Genomic DNA, 13,468 nt, shown 5'->3' on the forward strand with positions numbered 1-13,468 from the left:
TACGGATCGTGAACACGCTCCGCTGACGAGGGCTCTGAGCCGAAAAGACGATGTAGGCGCTGGGTAGCGCTGGTCAGCCGGTCCACGTGCTGCCTCCCGTGGTGGACGGACCGGGCGCGGGAAGGACTCGGGACCAACATCACCACTGGTCGTCGGCCTGTCCGTGAACGGCTGGATCCATCCCCGCATCAATCATCTCTGCCGCCAGGTGACCGCCACCCTGGCGGCGCACGAATCACTTGACCCCTACTGCCCCACCGCCGTCCTGACCTGAGGAGGTTCAGCCCGGCCCCTCGCCGGGTACCCGGCCGCACCGTCGAAAGGCACGTGATCTACCAGGAGGCGTGATGACCCAGTTCGGGTACTTCCTGTCATGCGAGGAGCACAGCCCGAATGCGCTTGTCGAACAGGCACGGATGGCGGAGCAGGCAGGCTTCACCGCGTTGTGGATCTCGGACCACTACCATCCCTGGAACGACGAGCAGGGCCAGAGCCCTTTCGTGTGGTCGGTGATCGGCGCCCTCTCCGAGGCCGTGTCCCTCCCGGTGGAGACGGCCGTGACCTGCCCCCTCGTCCGCACCCACCCGGCCGTGATCGCGCAGGCCGCGGCAACCGCCGCGGTGCAGTTGAGCGGCAGGTTCCGGCTGGGGGTGGGTACCGGCGAGGCCCTGAACGAGCACATCCTGGGCGGCCCTTGGCCCGAGGCCCCGGTTCGCCTGGAGATGCTCGAGGAGGCTCTGCAGATCATCCGGCAGTTGTTCACCGGGGAGCAGGTCAGCCATCGCGGCACGCACTACACCGTGGAGAACGCCCGTCTGTACACCCGGCCCGAGGAGCCCGTGCCGATCGATGTCTCCGCTTTCGGGCCGCACGCCGCCGAGGCCGCCGCGCGGATCGGGGACGGGCTGATCACGATGATGCCCGACGGCGACATGATCGAGCGCTTCCGGCGGAGCGGTGGCGGCGCCAAACCCGCGTACGGCGGGCTGAAGGTCTGCTGGGGGCCTGACAAGGACGAGGCCGTACGGACCGCCCACCGCCTGTGGGCCAACGAGCAACTGCCCGGGGAACTACCGCAGATACTCCCGACACCCCGCCACTTCGAGCAGGCATCCGAGCTCGTCACCCAGGAACAGGTCGAGAGGGCCGTCTGCTGTGGCGACGATCCGGACGCGCACATCGAAGCCCTGACCGCGTACGCCGAGGCCGGATTCGACACCGTGTACGTCAACCAGATCGGCCAGGACCAACAAGGCTTCTTCGACTTCTACCGTACGAAAGTGCTTCCCCGTGTTCGCCGCTGACGACGGGCAGGGCTCCGGAACAGGACGAGCCGCGGTGATCGACGTGGACGGCACCCTCGTGGACACCAACCACCTGCACGTGGCGACGTGGTGATGGGACTCGTCGGAGTCCCGCCCGAAGACGCCGTGTTCGTCGGTGACACCGTAGGGGACATGCGGGCGGGAGTACGGTGCGTGTAACTGCTCTGCGGGGGCATATCCCGTGCGGGCCCGGAAAGGGCCAGCGCAGATGCCGTGTCCGACGACCCGGCCCACCTGTTGGCCGCACTGCCGAAGGGTCCGCGGGACTGACGGAGGGAGGGGCGGCACCGGGGGCCGACGAGGGGCCCCACCGCTCACGGAGCGCAATGCCCCACATGCCGCACGTGCACGGGTTGCCCCTGCTCAGGAGGGGTACGCAAGGAGGAGACCCGAGCCTGCGGCAACTGCCTGTGGGTCTCCTCGGGGCCTGAACGGAGGTGCCTCGATGACGGTATCCGCCGCACCCCCCTGGCTTGCGTCACTCGCGACTCCGCCAGGGGTGTACGCACCCCAAGCCGACACCCTGTTCCTGGCGACGGCTCTTTGGAGGGAGGCACTCGCACCGGGGACGGACGTCCTCGACCTGGGCACGGGCAATGGGACGCTGGCCATCTACGCCGCGCAACAGGGCGCTCGCGTCACCGCGACGGACATCGCCCGGCGTGCCGTGGCCACGGCACGTCTGAACGCGTCGCGGGCGGGACAGCACATCGATGTCCGCCGTGGGGATCTGCTGTCACCGATACGGGGCCGACGGTTCGACCTGGTGGTCTGCAACCCGCCCTATGTCCCCGCCCCGGGGTCTCCCCTTCATGGCACACGGAACGACGACGGCCGCACCGCACCCGGCTCGGCGTGGAACGCCGGCCCGGACGGGCGGGCGATCCTCGACCGCCTCTGTGAGGAAGTACCGCAGGCGCTGCGTCCCGGCGGCGTCCTGCTGATGGTGCAGTCCACACTGAGCGGACCGGACACAACCCTGCTGAGACTGTCCGGATCCGGACTCCGGGCCGCCGTCAGCGATCACATCCGTATACCGTTCGGCCCCGTTCTGCGCTCCCGGCTCCCCTGGCTGCGCGACCGCCGACTGGTCAACCCCCAGGACATGTTCGAAGAGCTGGTGATCATCCGTGCCCAGCAAGCCTGACCGACCGTGCCGCGTCGTGCTCACCGACGACGGCCCGCTGCTCGTACCGGGCCCGGTGGAGGTCACTCTCGCCGACGGGACCGTGGCCGTGTCCACCCGGTTCGTCGTCGCCGTGTGCATGTGCCGACGCAGCGCCATCTACCCGTGGTGCGACACCAGCCATCGGCGCCGGACAGCCGGCTGCCCCGGAACACATGAGGAGGGCGGAGCGTCATGATCGCACCCCCGCCGGCACCCGTGAGCACGGGGCCGGCGCCGCCGCGCCCCCGGGGCGACATCTCGTCCGCCGTCGTCGCGGTGTCGAGGGGGGACCCGGGTGAGCTGCCGACGTCCGCCGAGGCCGAACGGGCGGATCCGTACGGTGACGACATGCAACTGGCCCTCTACAGCCTCTACGAGCTGCACTACTGGGGCTTCGAGGGCGTGGACCCCCGCCGCGAGTGGGATTCCCGTCTGCTGAGTCTGCGCTCGACACTGGAGGACCACTTCCTCGACGCCCTCCGCCATGATGTCGCCCGAGCAGGCAGATCCGTGGGCCGGGCGCTCGACGACCTCCTGGCGGAACCGGCTCGGGACGACGGGAGCAGTGTCACCCACTTCCTCCAACACCACGGCGAACTCTGGCAGTTGCGGGAATACGCGGCGATCAGGTCGCTCTACCATCTGAAGGAGGCCGACCCGCACGTGTGGGTCGTCCCGAGGCTGCGCGGCAGAGCCAAGGCCGGCATGGTGGCCGTGGAGTTCGACGAGTTCGGGGCCGGCCGTGCCGAGGACATCCACGCGACCCTCTTCGCGAATCTCATGGCCGACCTGGGGCTGGACGGCACATACGGCCGCTACCTGGACGCCGCGCCCGCCGAGGCACTGGCCACGGTGAACCTCATGTCCCTGTTCGGGCTGCATCGCCTCTGGCGGGGTGCGCTGGTCGGTCACTTCGCCTCGGTCGAGGTGACCTCGTCCCCCGCTTCGAGGCGCCTGGCCCGGGCCATGCACCGCACCGGCGCGGGCCCGGCCGCCGAGCGCTTCTACGACGAACACGTGGAGGCCGACGCCGTGCACGAACAGGTCGTCCGCCGTGAGGTCATCGGCGGTCTGCTGGCCGACGAGCCGGGTCTGGAGCCCGACGTCGTGTTCGGCATCGACACGACCGCGGAACTCGACCGCCGTCTTGCCGCGACCCTGCTCGAGGCGTGGCGGCACGGCCGGACCGCCCTGAAAACCCCTCTGACCGCGCCCTCGCGGTCACGAGCGCCCGAGTGAGCGTCCCGTCAGCCGAAGACGGTGACCGCCCCTTCACGGCGCATGCCCTCGACGGTGTCGATCTGGTGCCGCGCACGGTCCAGAAGGTCCTGCAGCCGCGCCCTGTCGAGGCCCTTGGCCGGCGGGAGCGACAACAGGGTCTGCCACAGCAGGCTCTTGCCCTCGATGCCCAAGCGCAGGGTTTCCAGTTCAAGGACGCTGCTCAGCCCCGAGCGCCGGGTCACCCGCCCGTTGAGTTTGAACAGCCGTACCTTCTCGACGAGGCGACCGGCGTACACCTTGTAGCGGTGCGCCGGTACACCGAGGGCGTCCATCATCTCCAGGAGGGACCGCCGGTCCTCGGCGATCTCGTCCGCCACGCGGCGCAATGCGCCGCCGTGCGACGAGGCACGGTGATGCTCGGCCAGATGACGTGACATGAACTGCCCCGCGGTCGCACCGGCCAGATGGTCGTTGAGATAGATCTCCAGAGCTTCCGGACCCATGGCGTCTCCTGCCGTTCAGGCCGTCACCGGCAGGCGGACGTCGACGTCGCCGCCCGCGGAGACCCGGCACTCGAAAGAAGGCTGCGGCGCGGTGGCGGGACCGTGCACGTTCACGCCGTCCGACAGCCGGAACTCGCTCCCGTGCCACGGGCAGGTGACGCAGCCGTCGAGCACGTTGCCCTCGTGGAGCGGGCCGTCCATGTGGCTGCACCGGTCGGCGAGGGCGTTCAGCCGGCCGTCCCCGTCACGCACCACGAGCAGCGACACCTCGTCTGCCGTCCGCCGCACGGGCTCGCCGACCGGGAAGTCGTCGAGCGCCCCGATCCGGTGCCATCCGGGCTCGACCAGAACCGGCACGGCCTCCGCATGGTTGACGCCGGCCGCCTGCCGGTAGGCGAGATGGCCGCCGAGCGTGCCCCCGACCGTGGCCATCGTCAGACCCGCGAAGCCGAGCATGCGGCCCAGCACGTTGCGATGGCGCCTGCGCGCCGCGAGGGAGGCGGCGTACGCGCCGACGGCGGCGAGGTTCGACGTGGCATGGACGAGACCCACGCGGGCCTGGCGCGGACGCTGCTCCGCCCAGTCCACCCAGCCGGTCAGGGCCGCCGGTGCGGCACCGAGCAGACCGGCCGCCACCAGCCGGCGGGCCGCACGGCTCTCCCCGGGGAACAGGTCGAGGATCGCGGCCGAGGTCCAGGCCCCGATGGGCAATTGGACCATGACAGGGTGCAGCGGATGACCGAGCCACAGGCCGCGCAGGGCGTCCCGGCCCCGGCCCATGGGGACGGCACGTACGACCTTGCGTATCCCCGCGGCGAGGCCGTCCAGCCACTCCTGTTCTTCGATGGAGTCCATCGCGGTGGCCAGGGGGTCGCCCAGTGGTGTCTGCGCTGCGCTCGTCAGCCTCATGAGGGACACCTCCCCTTCCCGATCGGGAGAAATCGAACTTTGGTCGTATTGCGGTAGGCGTTGTCTCCACCTCTTCGGGGCCGTACGCAACGAGCGGTGCGCTCGGCCCGAACGGCGCTTCGACCGCGAGTACCCCAGACCCATGCGGCCCATACTCGGGCCCATTCCCCGGATCGCCGCCTCCCCGGGCGTCGGCCGGGGGATCGGCACCGGCCCGGGTCTCCCGCGGTCGCGTTGCCGGAGCAAAGCCGTGATGATCCGGATGTACGGGGTACCCGACGCAGAGAGCTCAAGGGAAGAAGTGGGGTGACATCCGATGCCCGCAGGGTCGAGCCGTAAGCGTGAGCGGCAGTACGAGCACATCAAGGAGAGCGCCCAGGACCGGGGCGAGAGCGAGAAGCGCGCCAAGGAGATCGCCGCGCGCACCGTCAACAAGGAACGTGCCCGCTCGGGTGAGGCGAAGACCGCGAGTCGCAGCTCCACCCAGGACATGTCCTCCGGCGAGCGGGGTGGTCACCGCTCGGGCAAGGGTCCTCAGGGCCCGACCTACGACCAGCTCTACGCCGAAGCCAAGCGGCGCAACGTGGAAGGCCGCTCCCACATGAACAAGGCCGACCTGAAGCGGGCACTCGGAAGCTGAGCGGGCTCGCACCGAACCCGGGCCCGTGCCTTCAAAGCGACGCCACGAACGGAGGACAGCATGCTCATTGTCGGCGTTATCTTGCTGATCATCGGATTCCTCACCGGAATCTCCATCCTGTGGACCATCGGGGTCATCCTGGCGGTCATCGGTCTCGTGCTCTGGGTGTTGGGCGCCACGGGGCGTGCCGTCGGTGGCCGTCGGCACTACTGGTGACAAACGTGCCGCTGCGGAAACGGTCCGGAGGAACGGCCGCCGGGAAGACGTCTACGTCTCCCCCGTGACCTGCCACAAAAGTGATCGTTGACTCGCGCATCGCGTAAATGATCAACCTCCCCGGATACGCGATCCTGCGAGGGCCCGAGAGCTCGGCCGAGCTCTCGGGCCCTCGCTCTCTGCCGCGGGGCGCCCGCACCCCGGAACCGGACACTGCTCGCGTCCCGCCGAATCCCGCCGCCGGTCGCTCGACGCCTGCGGTGGGCGCGCAGGGGCGTGGTACCCCGGCTGGCCGACTCGTGCGCCATGGATCTGCTGGTGGGCGGCAAACGTCTCCGGCGCGTGTACGCACCCTTCGCTGCTGCCGCAGGGAGCTGCCGAAGGCTGTCTGCCCACGGCTCCCGAGGACACCTTCGGCCCGCGTGCTCCGCAGGGTCGACCCCTTGCTCGCCCCCCGGGCCGGCTGTTCGCCGGAAGGCACCCATGTGAGAGTGGAACCCGCAGGAACAGTCGAACGCGAACTCGGCGGTGATCGCGCCACGCCTGCCGGCGTGAAATGAGAGCTGTCGCGCCCGCACGGACCGCTCGCGAACGGCTCTTCCGCGAAGACCACCTCGGGCCGACCGCGGAACTGTCGCACCGCATCGCCCTGCAGGCCCCAACGCCCGCCTGCACCGGGCGGTGCGGTCCACAACGGAAGACCGCCGGCGCGTTCCGCTCCCTCAACTGCCCCGCGTCGACGGCGCGGAACCCACCGGACCCCGGGTCGTCGCGTTGCCCGAGGACCAGTGACCTCCCCGGGCACGGGATGTGTGCGCACCGAGGCGGCTCGTCGGGGCCCACCGCGGTGGCCGGGCGAGCATCCGTTCCTTCCCGCATTCTGAAGGCGAGGGGGTGAGGCGACGGAGGGAGTGATGAGGATGCAGATCGTCGTGGACCTCACGCGCTGCCAGGGTTACGCGCAGTGTGTGTTCCTCGCTCCCGGGGTGTTCCGGCTGCACGGGGACGAGGCCCTGCTCTACACCCCTGCCGTCCCCGGTGATCAGGTGGAGCGGGTGCGTCAGGCCGCGGCTGCGTGCCCGGTCCAGGCCATCCTCCTCGGTGAAGAGGTGAGCGTCGGTGGCCGGTGACCTGTGGGACGGCCGGATCGTCGTCGTCGGCGCGTCGCTGGCCGGACTGAGGGCCGCCGAGACGCTGCGTGAGGAAGGCTTCACCGGCCCCGTGACCGTGATCGGGGACGAGCCCCGTCCGCCCTACGACAGGCCGCCGCTGTCCAAGCAGGTGCTGCTCGGCCAGGCCGCCGCCGACACCACCGGGCTGCCGATGCGCCGGGACCCTGACGCGGAGTGGCGGCTGGGGGTGCCCGCCACCGGGCTGGACCCGATGGGCAAGCGGGTGCTGCTGGCCGATGGGGAAGCGGTGCCGTTCGACCGGTTGCTGATCACCACCGGGACGCGGGCGAGGCCCTGGCCGCAGCAGGAGGAGGCCGCCCTCGACGGGGTGTTCACGCTCCGCACCCTCGACGACGCCGGAGGGCTCGCCGAGCGGCTGGCCGCGGGACCGCGGCGGGTCCTGGTCATCGGCGGCGGATTCACCGGCTCGGAGATCGCCTCGGCCTGCCGGGAACGCGGCCTGGAGGTGACGGTCGCCGAACGTGGCCCCGGACCGCTGGTGGGCGCCCTCGGCGGAACGCTGTCGAAGCTCGCCGCCGCGATGCACCGGGCCCACGGGGTCGACCTGCGCTGCGGGGTCACGGTCACCGCGCTGCGCGGGGACGGCGGCGGCCGGTTCACCGGTGCGGACCTGTCCGACGGCAGCCGTGTCGAGGCGGACGTGTGCGTCGTGGCGCTGGGGGCCGTCCGCAACGTCGAGTGGCTCGCGGACAGCGGACTCGCGGCCGGCCCACGCGGCATCGCCTGCGACGCGGGGTGCCGGGCCTTCGACATGTACGGGATCGTCACCGACGACGTGTTCGTGGCCGGCGACGTCTCGCGCTTCCCGCACCCGCTGTTCGAATACCAGATGCTGTCTCTGGAGCACTGGGGCAACGCCGTCGCGCAGGCCGAGGTGGCGGCCCACAACATGGTGCATCCCGGGCCGATGCGGCGCCCGCACCTCTCGGTCCCGATCTTCTGGTCGAGTCAGTTCGGGCACAACATCAAGTCGGTGGGTGTGCCCACCTTCTCCGACCAGGTGGTGATCGCCCAAGGCTCGCTGGAGGCACGCCGGCTGGTGATGGTGTACGGCTACCGGGGCCGGGTCACCGCCGCGGTGACCGTCGACATGGCCAAGTCGCTCGAGTACTACGAGCGCCTGATCGAGACGGCCGCGCCGTTTCCGCCCGCGGCCGGGGCGGCGGACCGCCCGATGGCCGCCGAGGTGCCGATCCCCTCCGACGTACCGGACCCGAAGGGGCTGTACCACGGCCCCACCGTGGCGCTCACCGGTCATCTGCCGGACCGCCGGCTGACCGTGGTGCGGCCCACCGGCTGACCCGCCCCTCGGCAAGGAGCGATACTCATGACCGCCGACACCCTGCTCGAGCGCATCACCGACTACGGCAACCGCCCAGACCCCTACCCGCTGTACGCGGAGCTCCGCGAGGCCGGTCCCGTGGTGCGGCAGTCGGACGGCAGCTACCTGATCGGGACCTACCACGAGGTCGCCGCCCTGCTGCACGACCCGCGGATCAGCGCGGATCCACGCAGCCGCACCGCCCCCTCGCCCGGTCCGTCGCAGGACGCGCCGAAGCCGCCGTTCCTGCGGCTCGACGATCCCGAGCACCACCGGCTGCGCACCCTGGCCATGCGGCCCTTCGGCCCGCCGCACACTCCGGGCCGGATCGACGCCATGCGCGGCGAGATCACCCGGATCACCGAGGAAGTGCTCGGGGGCCTCGGAACCGGGCGGGAGATCGACGTCGTGGACGATTTCGCCTACCCGCTGCCCGTCACGGTCATCTGCCGGCTGCTCGGCGTGCCGCGCAAGGACGAGCCCCTCTTCCGCGGGTGGACCGACGCGCTGATCGCCTCCGCCGATGTCAGGCCCGCGGACGACACCACCACCGAGCGTGACCGCGCAGGCCGGCAGGCGCGGACCGAGATGGGCCAGTACCTCGTGGACCTCGCCGAGGAGCGCCGCGGCCATCCCACAGACGACATCCTGTCCGAGTTCGTCAACGAGCCTGACCCGGCCCTGCGACTCAGCCGCGAGGAACTCGCGCAGACCGCCGTGCTGCTGCTCATCGCCGGGCACGAGACCACCGTCAATCTGATCACCAACGGGGTGCTGACCCTGCTGCGCCACCCGGACCAGCTGGACCGGCTGCGTCGCGAACCCGAGCTGCTGCCGAACGCGATCGAGGAGCTGCTGCGCTACGAGCCCCCGGTCCACATGCGTGAGCGCATCCCGCTCTCGGACGTCGACGTCGCAGGCACCACCCTTCCCAAGGGCACATCGGTCGTACTGGCCCTGGCCTCGGGCAGTCGTGACCCCAAGCGGTTCGACCAGCCCGACCGGTTCGACCCCGCCCGCCCGGACAACGAGCACTTCGGCTTCGGCAGCGGCGTCCATCTGTGCTACGGCGCTCCACTCGCCCGCCTCGAAGCCCAGGCCGCGCTGGGCGCGCTGCTCCCCCGCCTCGGCACGGCGGCCCTCGTGCAGGATCCGCCTCTCTACCGGCAGAACGCCATGCTCCGCGGCCCCCGCCATCTGCCCGTACGGTTGTAGGACGCGCCGTCGGCCTCGCGCCGCCCGCACCACACGTCCGACCTGCACGAAAGACGTTTCTCGGCGAGGGCGGGGCAGGAGTGCTGCAGCGCACCACCCGGCACACCCCCCTCGCCGAGGCACTCGCAGGCCGCCGGACCGCCGTCGGTCGAGGGCGGCGGGCCGGGCACGGAATTGTTCGGCACCCCCGTGCGCTGATGAGGGCGGAGGGTATGCGAGCCGGCTGTGTGCGGGCCGAGCAGCCCGAATGACCGAGGCGACACACATTGGAGGGGCCGACATGGCAGCGCAGACGCAGAGGGCCGTGCTTGCGGGCGGATGCTTCTGGGGAATGCAGGATCTGATCCGCAAGCTCCCGGGCGTGACGGGGACCCGGGTCGGATACACGGGCGGTGACGTGCCGAACGCGACGTACCGCAACCACGGGACGCACGCGGAGGCGATCGAGATCCTCTTCGACCCCGAGAAGACCGACTTCCGCACGCTCCTGGAGTTCTTCTTCCAGATCCACGACCCCAGCACCAAGAACCGCCAGGGCAACGACATCGGTCTCAGCTACCGCTCGGCGATCTACTACGTGGACGACGAGCAGAAGCGGATCGCCGAGGACACCATCGCGGATGTGGACGCCTCCGGACTGTGGCCGGGCAAGGTCGTCACCGAGGTCGAGCCGGTCGGCCCCTTCTGGGAGGCCGAGCCGGAGCACCAGGACTACCTGGAGCGCTACCCCGACGGCTACACCTGCCACTTCCCGCGTCCGGGATGGCGGCTGCCCGCCCGCACGGAGCGCTGAGCGCGGGTAGCGGGCCGGGGCGCGGCTTCGGGTGCCGGAGCGCCGGCGGGCGCACGGCACTCGACCTGTGATGTCCGCGCAGCCGGGCGACCCGGCCCCGGGGCCGGGTCGCGATGCACACCTGGGGATCCGCGCCGGCCGCGGCCGGGCTGCGAGGTCCCCGGGCAACGCTACTGCGGCCAGGAGCTGTTCAGGATGACCTCGACGAAGTCGATGCGCCGGAATCCGGGCACGAAGTGGGCCAGCACATCGGCGTTCACCGTGCCGAAGGTCGTGTCGGGCCGGTCCTTGAAACCGTCGGTGAAGGCCTCCAGGATCCGGCGCTTGAAGTCGGGGCGCGGATGCGCGTCGGTGACGGCTCTCAGGTCCTCGGGATCCAGGTCGTCACGGCCGATCCCGAGCACATCGGTCTCCACACCCGCGGTCACCAACGCGATCTCGGGCTCCATGAACTCCGGGACACCGGGCGTGGTGTGCAGCGCGATGGCGGTCCATACCCGGCGGACGTCGTCGGGGCCCACCTCGTGGTCGGTGAGGAACCGGCGTGCCTCGTTCGCCCCGTCGATCTCGAAACGCTGATCGGTCGTCCGGTAACGCCGGGTCAGCCCGAGGTCGTGGAACATCGCCCCCACATAGAGCATTTCCGGGTCGGGCTTCAGACCGCGTCGTTGCCCCTGCAACATCCCGAACAGGTACACCCTGCGCGAGTGGTCGAAAAGCAGCGGCGGCTCGGCTTCCCGGACGAACTCCGTGGCGTCGGCGACCAACCGCGTATCGGGGATGTCCACACCGGCGATCTTCTCGCTCATCACTGATCCACTCCTCCACGCAGCCCGTGGACGCCCGTGCGTCTACGGAGCCGTGTGAGGTGCCGTTCGGACAGGCGCCAGGCGCGGCGCCCTCGTCAACAAGGTCTCAGCAGCAGCATTTCACCGTTGCCGGCGCCTGTCCTGCCGGCGCCTGTCGCCGTCCGGGAGGGCAACAGGACAGACCTGGCCGGTCGGCATAGCGTGGTTGGAGGTCCGCACGGAACCCCCGAGGCGTCCGGTAGGACGGCGGCGACACGTGTGCGTGACGGGAATTGCCGTCGAAACGGCGTGTGACTGTGTCCCCCGGAAACCGCCCCACCGTGTCCCCGGAACTGCCGGGCCGTCTTCCGGGGGTGAGGAGACACCATGACCTATGTCGCCACTGACCGTCCCCGCATCGGCTGGATCGGTGCCGGCCGAATGGGGTACCGGCTGGCGTCCAGACTGCTCGACGCCGGCCATGATGTCGCCGTCTACAACCGGACCCGCGCCAAGGCCGAGCCGCTGACCGAAAAAGGCGCGACGGTGGTCGACCGGCCGGAGGAACTGGCCGACCGGGACGTCGTCTTCACCATGGTGGCCACGTCTCCCGATCTTGAGTCCGTCACCACCGGCCCCGGGGGCGTACTGACCGCGAGCGACGCCTCACCCGGTGTGCTGGTCGACAGCTCCACCGTGTCCACCCAGGTCTCCGCCCTCGTACGGGCGGCCGCCGCCAAACACGGAACCGGTTTCCTGGCCGCCCCGGTCAGCGGCAACCCGAAGGTCATCGAGGCGGGCGAGCTGACCGTCGCGGTCTCCGGTCCGCGGGAGGTCTTCGACGCCGTCCAGCCGCTCCTGAGCCTGCTGGGACGTGCCGTGACCTATGTGGGTGCGGACGAGGTGGCCCGGCTGGTCAAGATCGCGCACAACGTCTTCCTGGGCGTCGTCACCCAGTCGCTGGCCGAGATCACGGTCCTCGCGGAGAAGGGCGGCGTCACGCGGTCGGCGTTTCTCGAGTTCCTCAACAACTCCGTGATGGGCTCGGTGTTCACCAGGTACAAGTCCCCCGCGCTGGTCCACCTGGACTTCACGCCGACCTTCACCAACGTCCTGCTGCGCAAGGACTTCGACCTGGGGCTGGCGGCGGCACGCGAGCTGGAGGTCCCCATGCCCGTCGCCTCGGCCACCGCGCAACTCGTCCAGGCGGCCGTCGGCGCGGGCCTGACGACGGAGGACTTCGCGTCCCTGGTCCTCGAGCAGGCGCGCAACTCCGGAATGACGCTCGAGCCCGAGAACGTGGCAGTCGACGACGGCCTCGGCGGCCGCTCGTGAGCACTCGGCCCGAGCCCGTAGCCACAGCGCTGTCCGCGCCCGATGCGACCGGCCGTCCGGGAGAAGACCGATGAGTGGACGGCTCGCCGGCCGAAAGGCCCTGGTCACCGGTGGCTCACGGGGGATCGGCGCGGCGACCGCGCGCAGACTCGCCGCCGACGGGGCCGATGTAGTGATCGGCTTCCGGAGCAGCGGCGACGCGGCCGAAGCACTCGCCGCCGAGATCTCCGCCACCGGCCGACGCGCAGCCGCGATCAAGGCGGACGTCGGCGATCCTGATCAGATCCGGCGCATGACGGATCGGGCCGCCGACGCTCTCGGCGGGCTGGACACCCTGGTCAGCAACGCGGGAATCGAGCACTTCGGCAGCCTGGACGCCGTCACCCCGGACGAGTTCGACGAGGTCTTCGCCGTCAACACCCGAGCCCAGTTCTTCGCCGTGCAGAACGCGGTGCGGCACATGGACGACGGTGGCAGGATCGTCCTCACGTCATCGGGCAGCGCCCACAAGGCGGTCTTCCACCACGCCCTTTATGCGTCGAGCAAGGCCGCCGTCGAATCCATCGCGCTCAACCTCGGCCCCGAACTCGGCAGCCGCGGCATCACCGTCAACGCCGTCGCCCCCGGCGGAACGGTCACGGACATGTCCGCCCACGCCGGTGCGCACTACGTCCACCCCGATCTCGACGCGGACTTCAACACCCTGATCCGCACGACCAGTTCACTGGGGAGGATGGCCCAGCCCGAGGAGATCGCCGCCGTCGTCGCGTTCCTGGTGTCGGATGACGCCTCGTTCATCACCGGCCGGACGATCCAGGCCGACGGCGGCTGGTTCTGACGA

The 13,468-nt window shown here is 70.5% G+C and carries 15 protein-coding genes and 1 pseudogene; 13 read left to right on the forward strand and 3 right to left on the reverse strand.

Going from position 1 to position 13,468, the window contains the following annotated elements; genetic code table 11:
• The first annotated feature begins 347 nt into the window (after positions 1-347).
• The 5 genes and pseudogenes from RCR19_RS06675 to RCR19_RS06695 all read left to right on the forward strand — a co-directional run bounded on the left by RCR19_RS06675 (position 348) and on the right by RCR19_RS06695 (position 3,732).
• Positions 348-1,304 (forward strand): TIGR03557 family F420-dependent LLM class oxidoreductase, encoded by a 957-nt coding sequence (locus tag RCR19_RS06675; RefSeq protein WP_331264261.1) that lies wholly within the window; start codon positions 348-350, stop codon positions 1,302-1,304.
• A 93-nt stretch (positions 1,305-1,397) separates the two neighbouring features.
• Positions 1,398-1,595: pseudogene (locus tag RCR19_RS06680) on the forward strand (HAD family hydrolase); the annotation flags it as partial.
• A gap of 175 nt (positions 1,596-1,770) precedes the next feature.
• Positions 1,771-2,472, forward strand: a complete 702-nt coding sequence (locus tag RCR19_RS06685) for a HemK2/MTQ2 family protein methyltransferase (protein ID WP_331264262.1) — start codon at positions 1,771-1,773, stop codon at positions 2,470-2,472.
• Complete coding sequence (locus RCR19_RS06690) at positions 2,456-2,689, forward strand: CDGSH iron-sulfur domain-containing protein (RefSeq protein WP_331264263.1); 234 nt, start codon at positions 2,456-2,458, stop codon at positions 2,687-2,689. The genes RCR19_RS06685 and RCR19_RS06690 overlap by 17 nt, the downstream gene beginning before the upstream one ends.
• Positions 2,686-3,732: an iron-containing redox enzyme family protein gene (locus RCR19_RS06695; RefSeq protein ID WP_331264264.1), complete on the forward strand. Its 1,047-nt coding sequence runs from the start codon at positions 2,686-2,688 to the stop codon at positions 3,730-3,732. The genes RCR19_RS06690 and RCR19_RS06695 overlap by 4 nt, the downstream gene beginning before the upstream one ends.
• 8 nt (positions 3,733-3,740) lie before the next feature.
• On the opposite strand, the gene RCR19_RS06700 is transcribed toward RCR19_RS06695, so the two are convergent.
• The gene (locus RCR19_RS06700; RefSeq protein ID WP_331264265.1) at positions 3,741-4,217 is read right to left on the reverse strand and encodes a hypothetical protein; all 477 of its coding nucleotides are present in this window, start codon (positions 4,215-4,217) and stop codon (positions 3,741-3,743) included.
• 15 nt (positions 4,218-4,232) lie between these two features.
• Positions 4,233-5,126 (reverse strand): Rieske (2Fe-2S) protein, encoded by an 894-nt coding sequence (locus RCR19_RS06705; protein WP_331264266.1) that lies wholly within the window; start codon positions 5,124-5,126, stop codon positions 4,233-4,235.
• Positions 5,127-5,442: 316 nt separating this feature from the next.
• On the opposite strand from RCR19_RS06705, the gene RCR19_RS06710 reads away from it, so the two are divergent.
• The 6 genes from RCR19_RS06710 to msrA all read left to right on the forward strand — a co-directional run bounded on the left by RCR19_RS06710 (position 5,443) and on the right by msrA (position 10,504).
• Positions 5,443-5,766, forward strand: a complete 324-nt coding sequence (locus tag RCR19_RS06710) for a plasmid stabilization protein (RefSeq protein WP_331264267.1) — start codon at positions 5,443-5,445, stop codon at positions 5,764-5,766.
• Positions 5,767-5,826: 60 nt separating this feature from the next.
• Positions 5,827-5,982: a DUF6131 family protein gene (locus RCR19_RS06715; RefSeq protein WP_147318052.1), complete on the forward strand. Its 156-nt coding sequence runs from the start codon at positions 5,827-5,829 to the stop codon at positions 5,980-5,982.
• Positions 5,983-6,902: 920 nt separating this feature from the next.
• Entirely contained in the window at positions 6,903-7,112 is a 210-nt protein-coding gene (locus tag RCR19_RS06720; RefSeq protein ID WP_331269363.1) for a ferredoxin, read from the forward strand.
• The gene (locus tag RCR19_RS06725) at positions 7,102-8,475 is read left to right on the forward strand and encodes an FAD-dependent oxidoreductase (RefSeq protein WP_331264268.1); all 1,374 of its coding nucleotides are present in this window, start codon (positions 7,102-7,104) and stop codon (positions 8,473-8,475) included. The genes RCR19_RS06720 and RCR19_RS06725 overlap by 11 nt, the downstream gene beginning before the upstream one ends.
• 27 nt (positions 8,476-8,502) lie before the next feature.
• A complete protein-coding gene (locus RCR19_RS06730; RefSeq protein WP_331264269.1) occupies positions 8,503-9,711 on the forward strand; it encodes a cytochrome P450 in 1,209 nt (402 codons plus the stop codon).
• 280 nt (positions 9,712-9,991) lie between these two features.
• Positions 9,992-10,504 carry a peptide-methionine (S)-S-oxide reductase MsrA gene (gene msrA, locus RCR19_RS06735; RefSeq protein ID WP_059130278.1) on the forward strand — a complete coding sequence of 171 codons (513 nt, stop codon included), beginning with the start codon at positions 9,992-9,994 and terminating at the stop codon, positions 10,502-10,504.
• A gap of 170 nt (positions 10,505-10,674) precedes the next feature.
• Here msrA and RCR19_RS06740 read toward each other — a convergent pair whose 3' ends face one another.
• Positions 10,675-11,313 carry an HD domain-containing protein gene (locus tag RCR19_RS06740; protein ID WP_331264270.1) on the reverse strand — a complete coding sequence of 213 codons (639 nt, stop codon included), beginning with the start codon at positions 11,311-11,313 and terminating at the stop codon, positions 10,675-10,677.
• Between the two features lie 366 nt (positions 11,314-11,679).
• On the opposite strand from RCR19_RS06740, the gene RCR19_RS06745 reads away from it, so the two are divergent.
• Positions 11,680-12,627, forward strand: a complete 948-nt coding sequence (locus tag RCR19_RS06745; RefSeq protein ID WP_331264271.1) for an NAD(P)-dependent oxidoreductase — start codon at positions 11,680-11,682, stop codon at positions 12,625-12,627.
• A gap of 70 nt (positions 12,628-12,697) precedes the next feature.
• A complete protein-coding gene (locus RCR19_RS06750) occupies positions 12,698-13,465 on the forward strand; it encodes an SDR family oxidoreductase (RefSeq protein ID WP_331264272.1) in 768 nt (255 codons plus the stop codon).
• Positions 13,466-13,468 lie beyond the last annotated feature (3 nt).

The organism is Streptomyces sp. WAC07094 (assembly GCF_036320405.1).
GTDB lineage: Bacteria > Actinomycetota > Actinomycetes > Streptomycetales > Streptomycetaceae > Streptomyces > Streptomyces lannensis.

What these genes read in the sequence shown, in the direction of transcription:
- RCR19_RS06715 (WP_147318052.1), top strand. Translation starts at nt 5,827, where the DNA reads ATGCTCATTGTCGGCGTTATCTTGCTGATCATCGGATTCCTCACCGGA.
- RCR19_RS06730 (WP_331264269.1), top strand. Translation starts at nt 8,503, where the DNA reads ATGACCGCCGACACCCTGCTCGAGCGCATCACCGACTACGGCAACCGC.
- RCR19_RS06700 (WP_331264265.1), bottom strand. Translation starts at nt 4,217, where the DNA reads ATGGGTCCGGAAGCTCTGGAGATCTATCTCAACGACCATCTGGCCGGT.
- RCR19_RS06695 (WP_331264264.1), top strand. Translation starts at nt 2,686, where the DNA reads ATGATCGCACCCCCGCCGGCACCCGTGAGCACGGGGCCGGCGCCGCCG.
- RCR19_RS06705 (WP_331264266.1), bottom strand. Translation starts at nt 5,126, where the DNA reads ATGAGGCTGACGAGCGCAGCGCAGACACCACTGGGCGACCCCCTGGCC.
- RCR19_RS06675 (WP_331264261.1), top strand. Translation starts at nt 348, where the DNA reads ATGACCCAGTTCGGGTACTTCCTGTCATGCGAGGAGCACAGCCCGAAT.
- RCR19_RS06685 (WP_331264262.1), top strand. Translation starts at nt 1,771, where the DNA reads ATGACGGTATCCGCCGCACCCCCCTGGCTTGCGTCACTCGCGACTCCG.
- msrA (WP_059130278.1), top strand. Translation starts at nt 9,992, where the DNA reads ATGGCAGCGCAGACGCAGAGGGCCGTGCTTGCGGGCGGATGCTTCTGG.
- RCR19_RS06710 (WP_331264267.1), top strand. Translation starts at nt 5,443, where the DNA reads ATGCCCGCAGGGTCGAGCCGTAAGCGTGAGCGGCAGTACGAGCACATC.
- RCR19_RS06745 (WP_331264271.1), top strand. Translation starts at nt 11,680, where the DNA reads ATGACCTATGTCGCCACTGACCGTCCCCGCATCGGCTGGATCGGTGCC.
- RCR19_RS06740 (WP_331264270.1), bottom strand. Translation starts at nt 11,313, where the DNA reads ATGAGCGAGAAGATCGCCGGTGTGGACATCCCCGATACGCGGTTGGTC.
- RCR19_RS06720 (WP_331269363.1), top strand. Translation starts at nt 6,903, where the DNA reads ATGCAGATCGTCGTGGACCTCACGCGCTGCCAGGGTTACGCGCAGTGT.
- RCR19_RS06750 (WP_331264272.1), top strand. Translation starts at nt 12,698, where the DNA reads ATGAGTGGACGGCTCGCCGGCCGAAAGGCCCTGGTCACCGGTGGCTCA.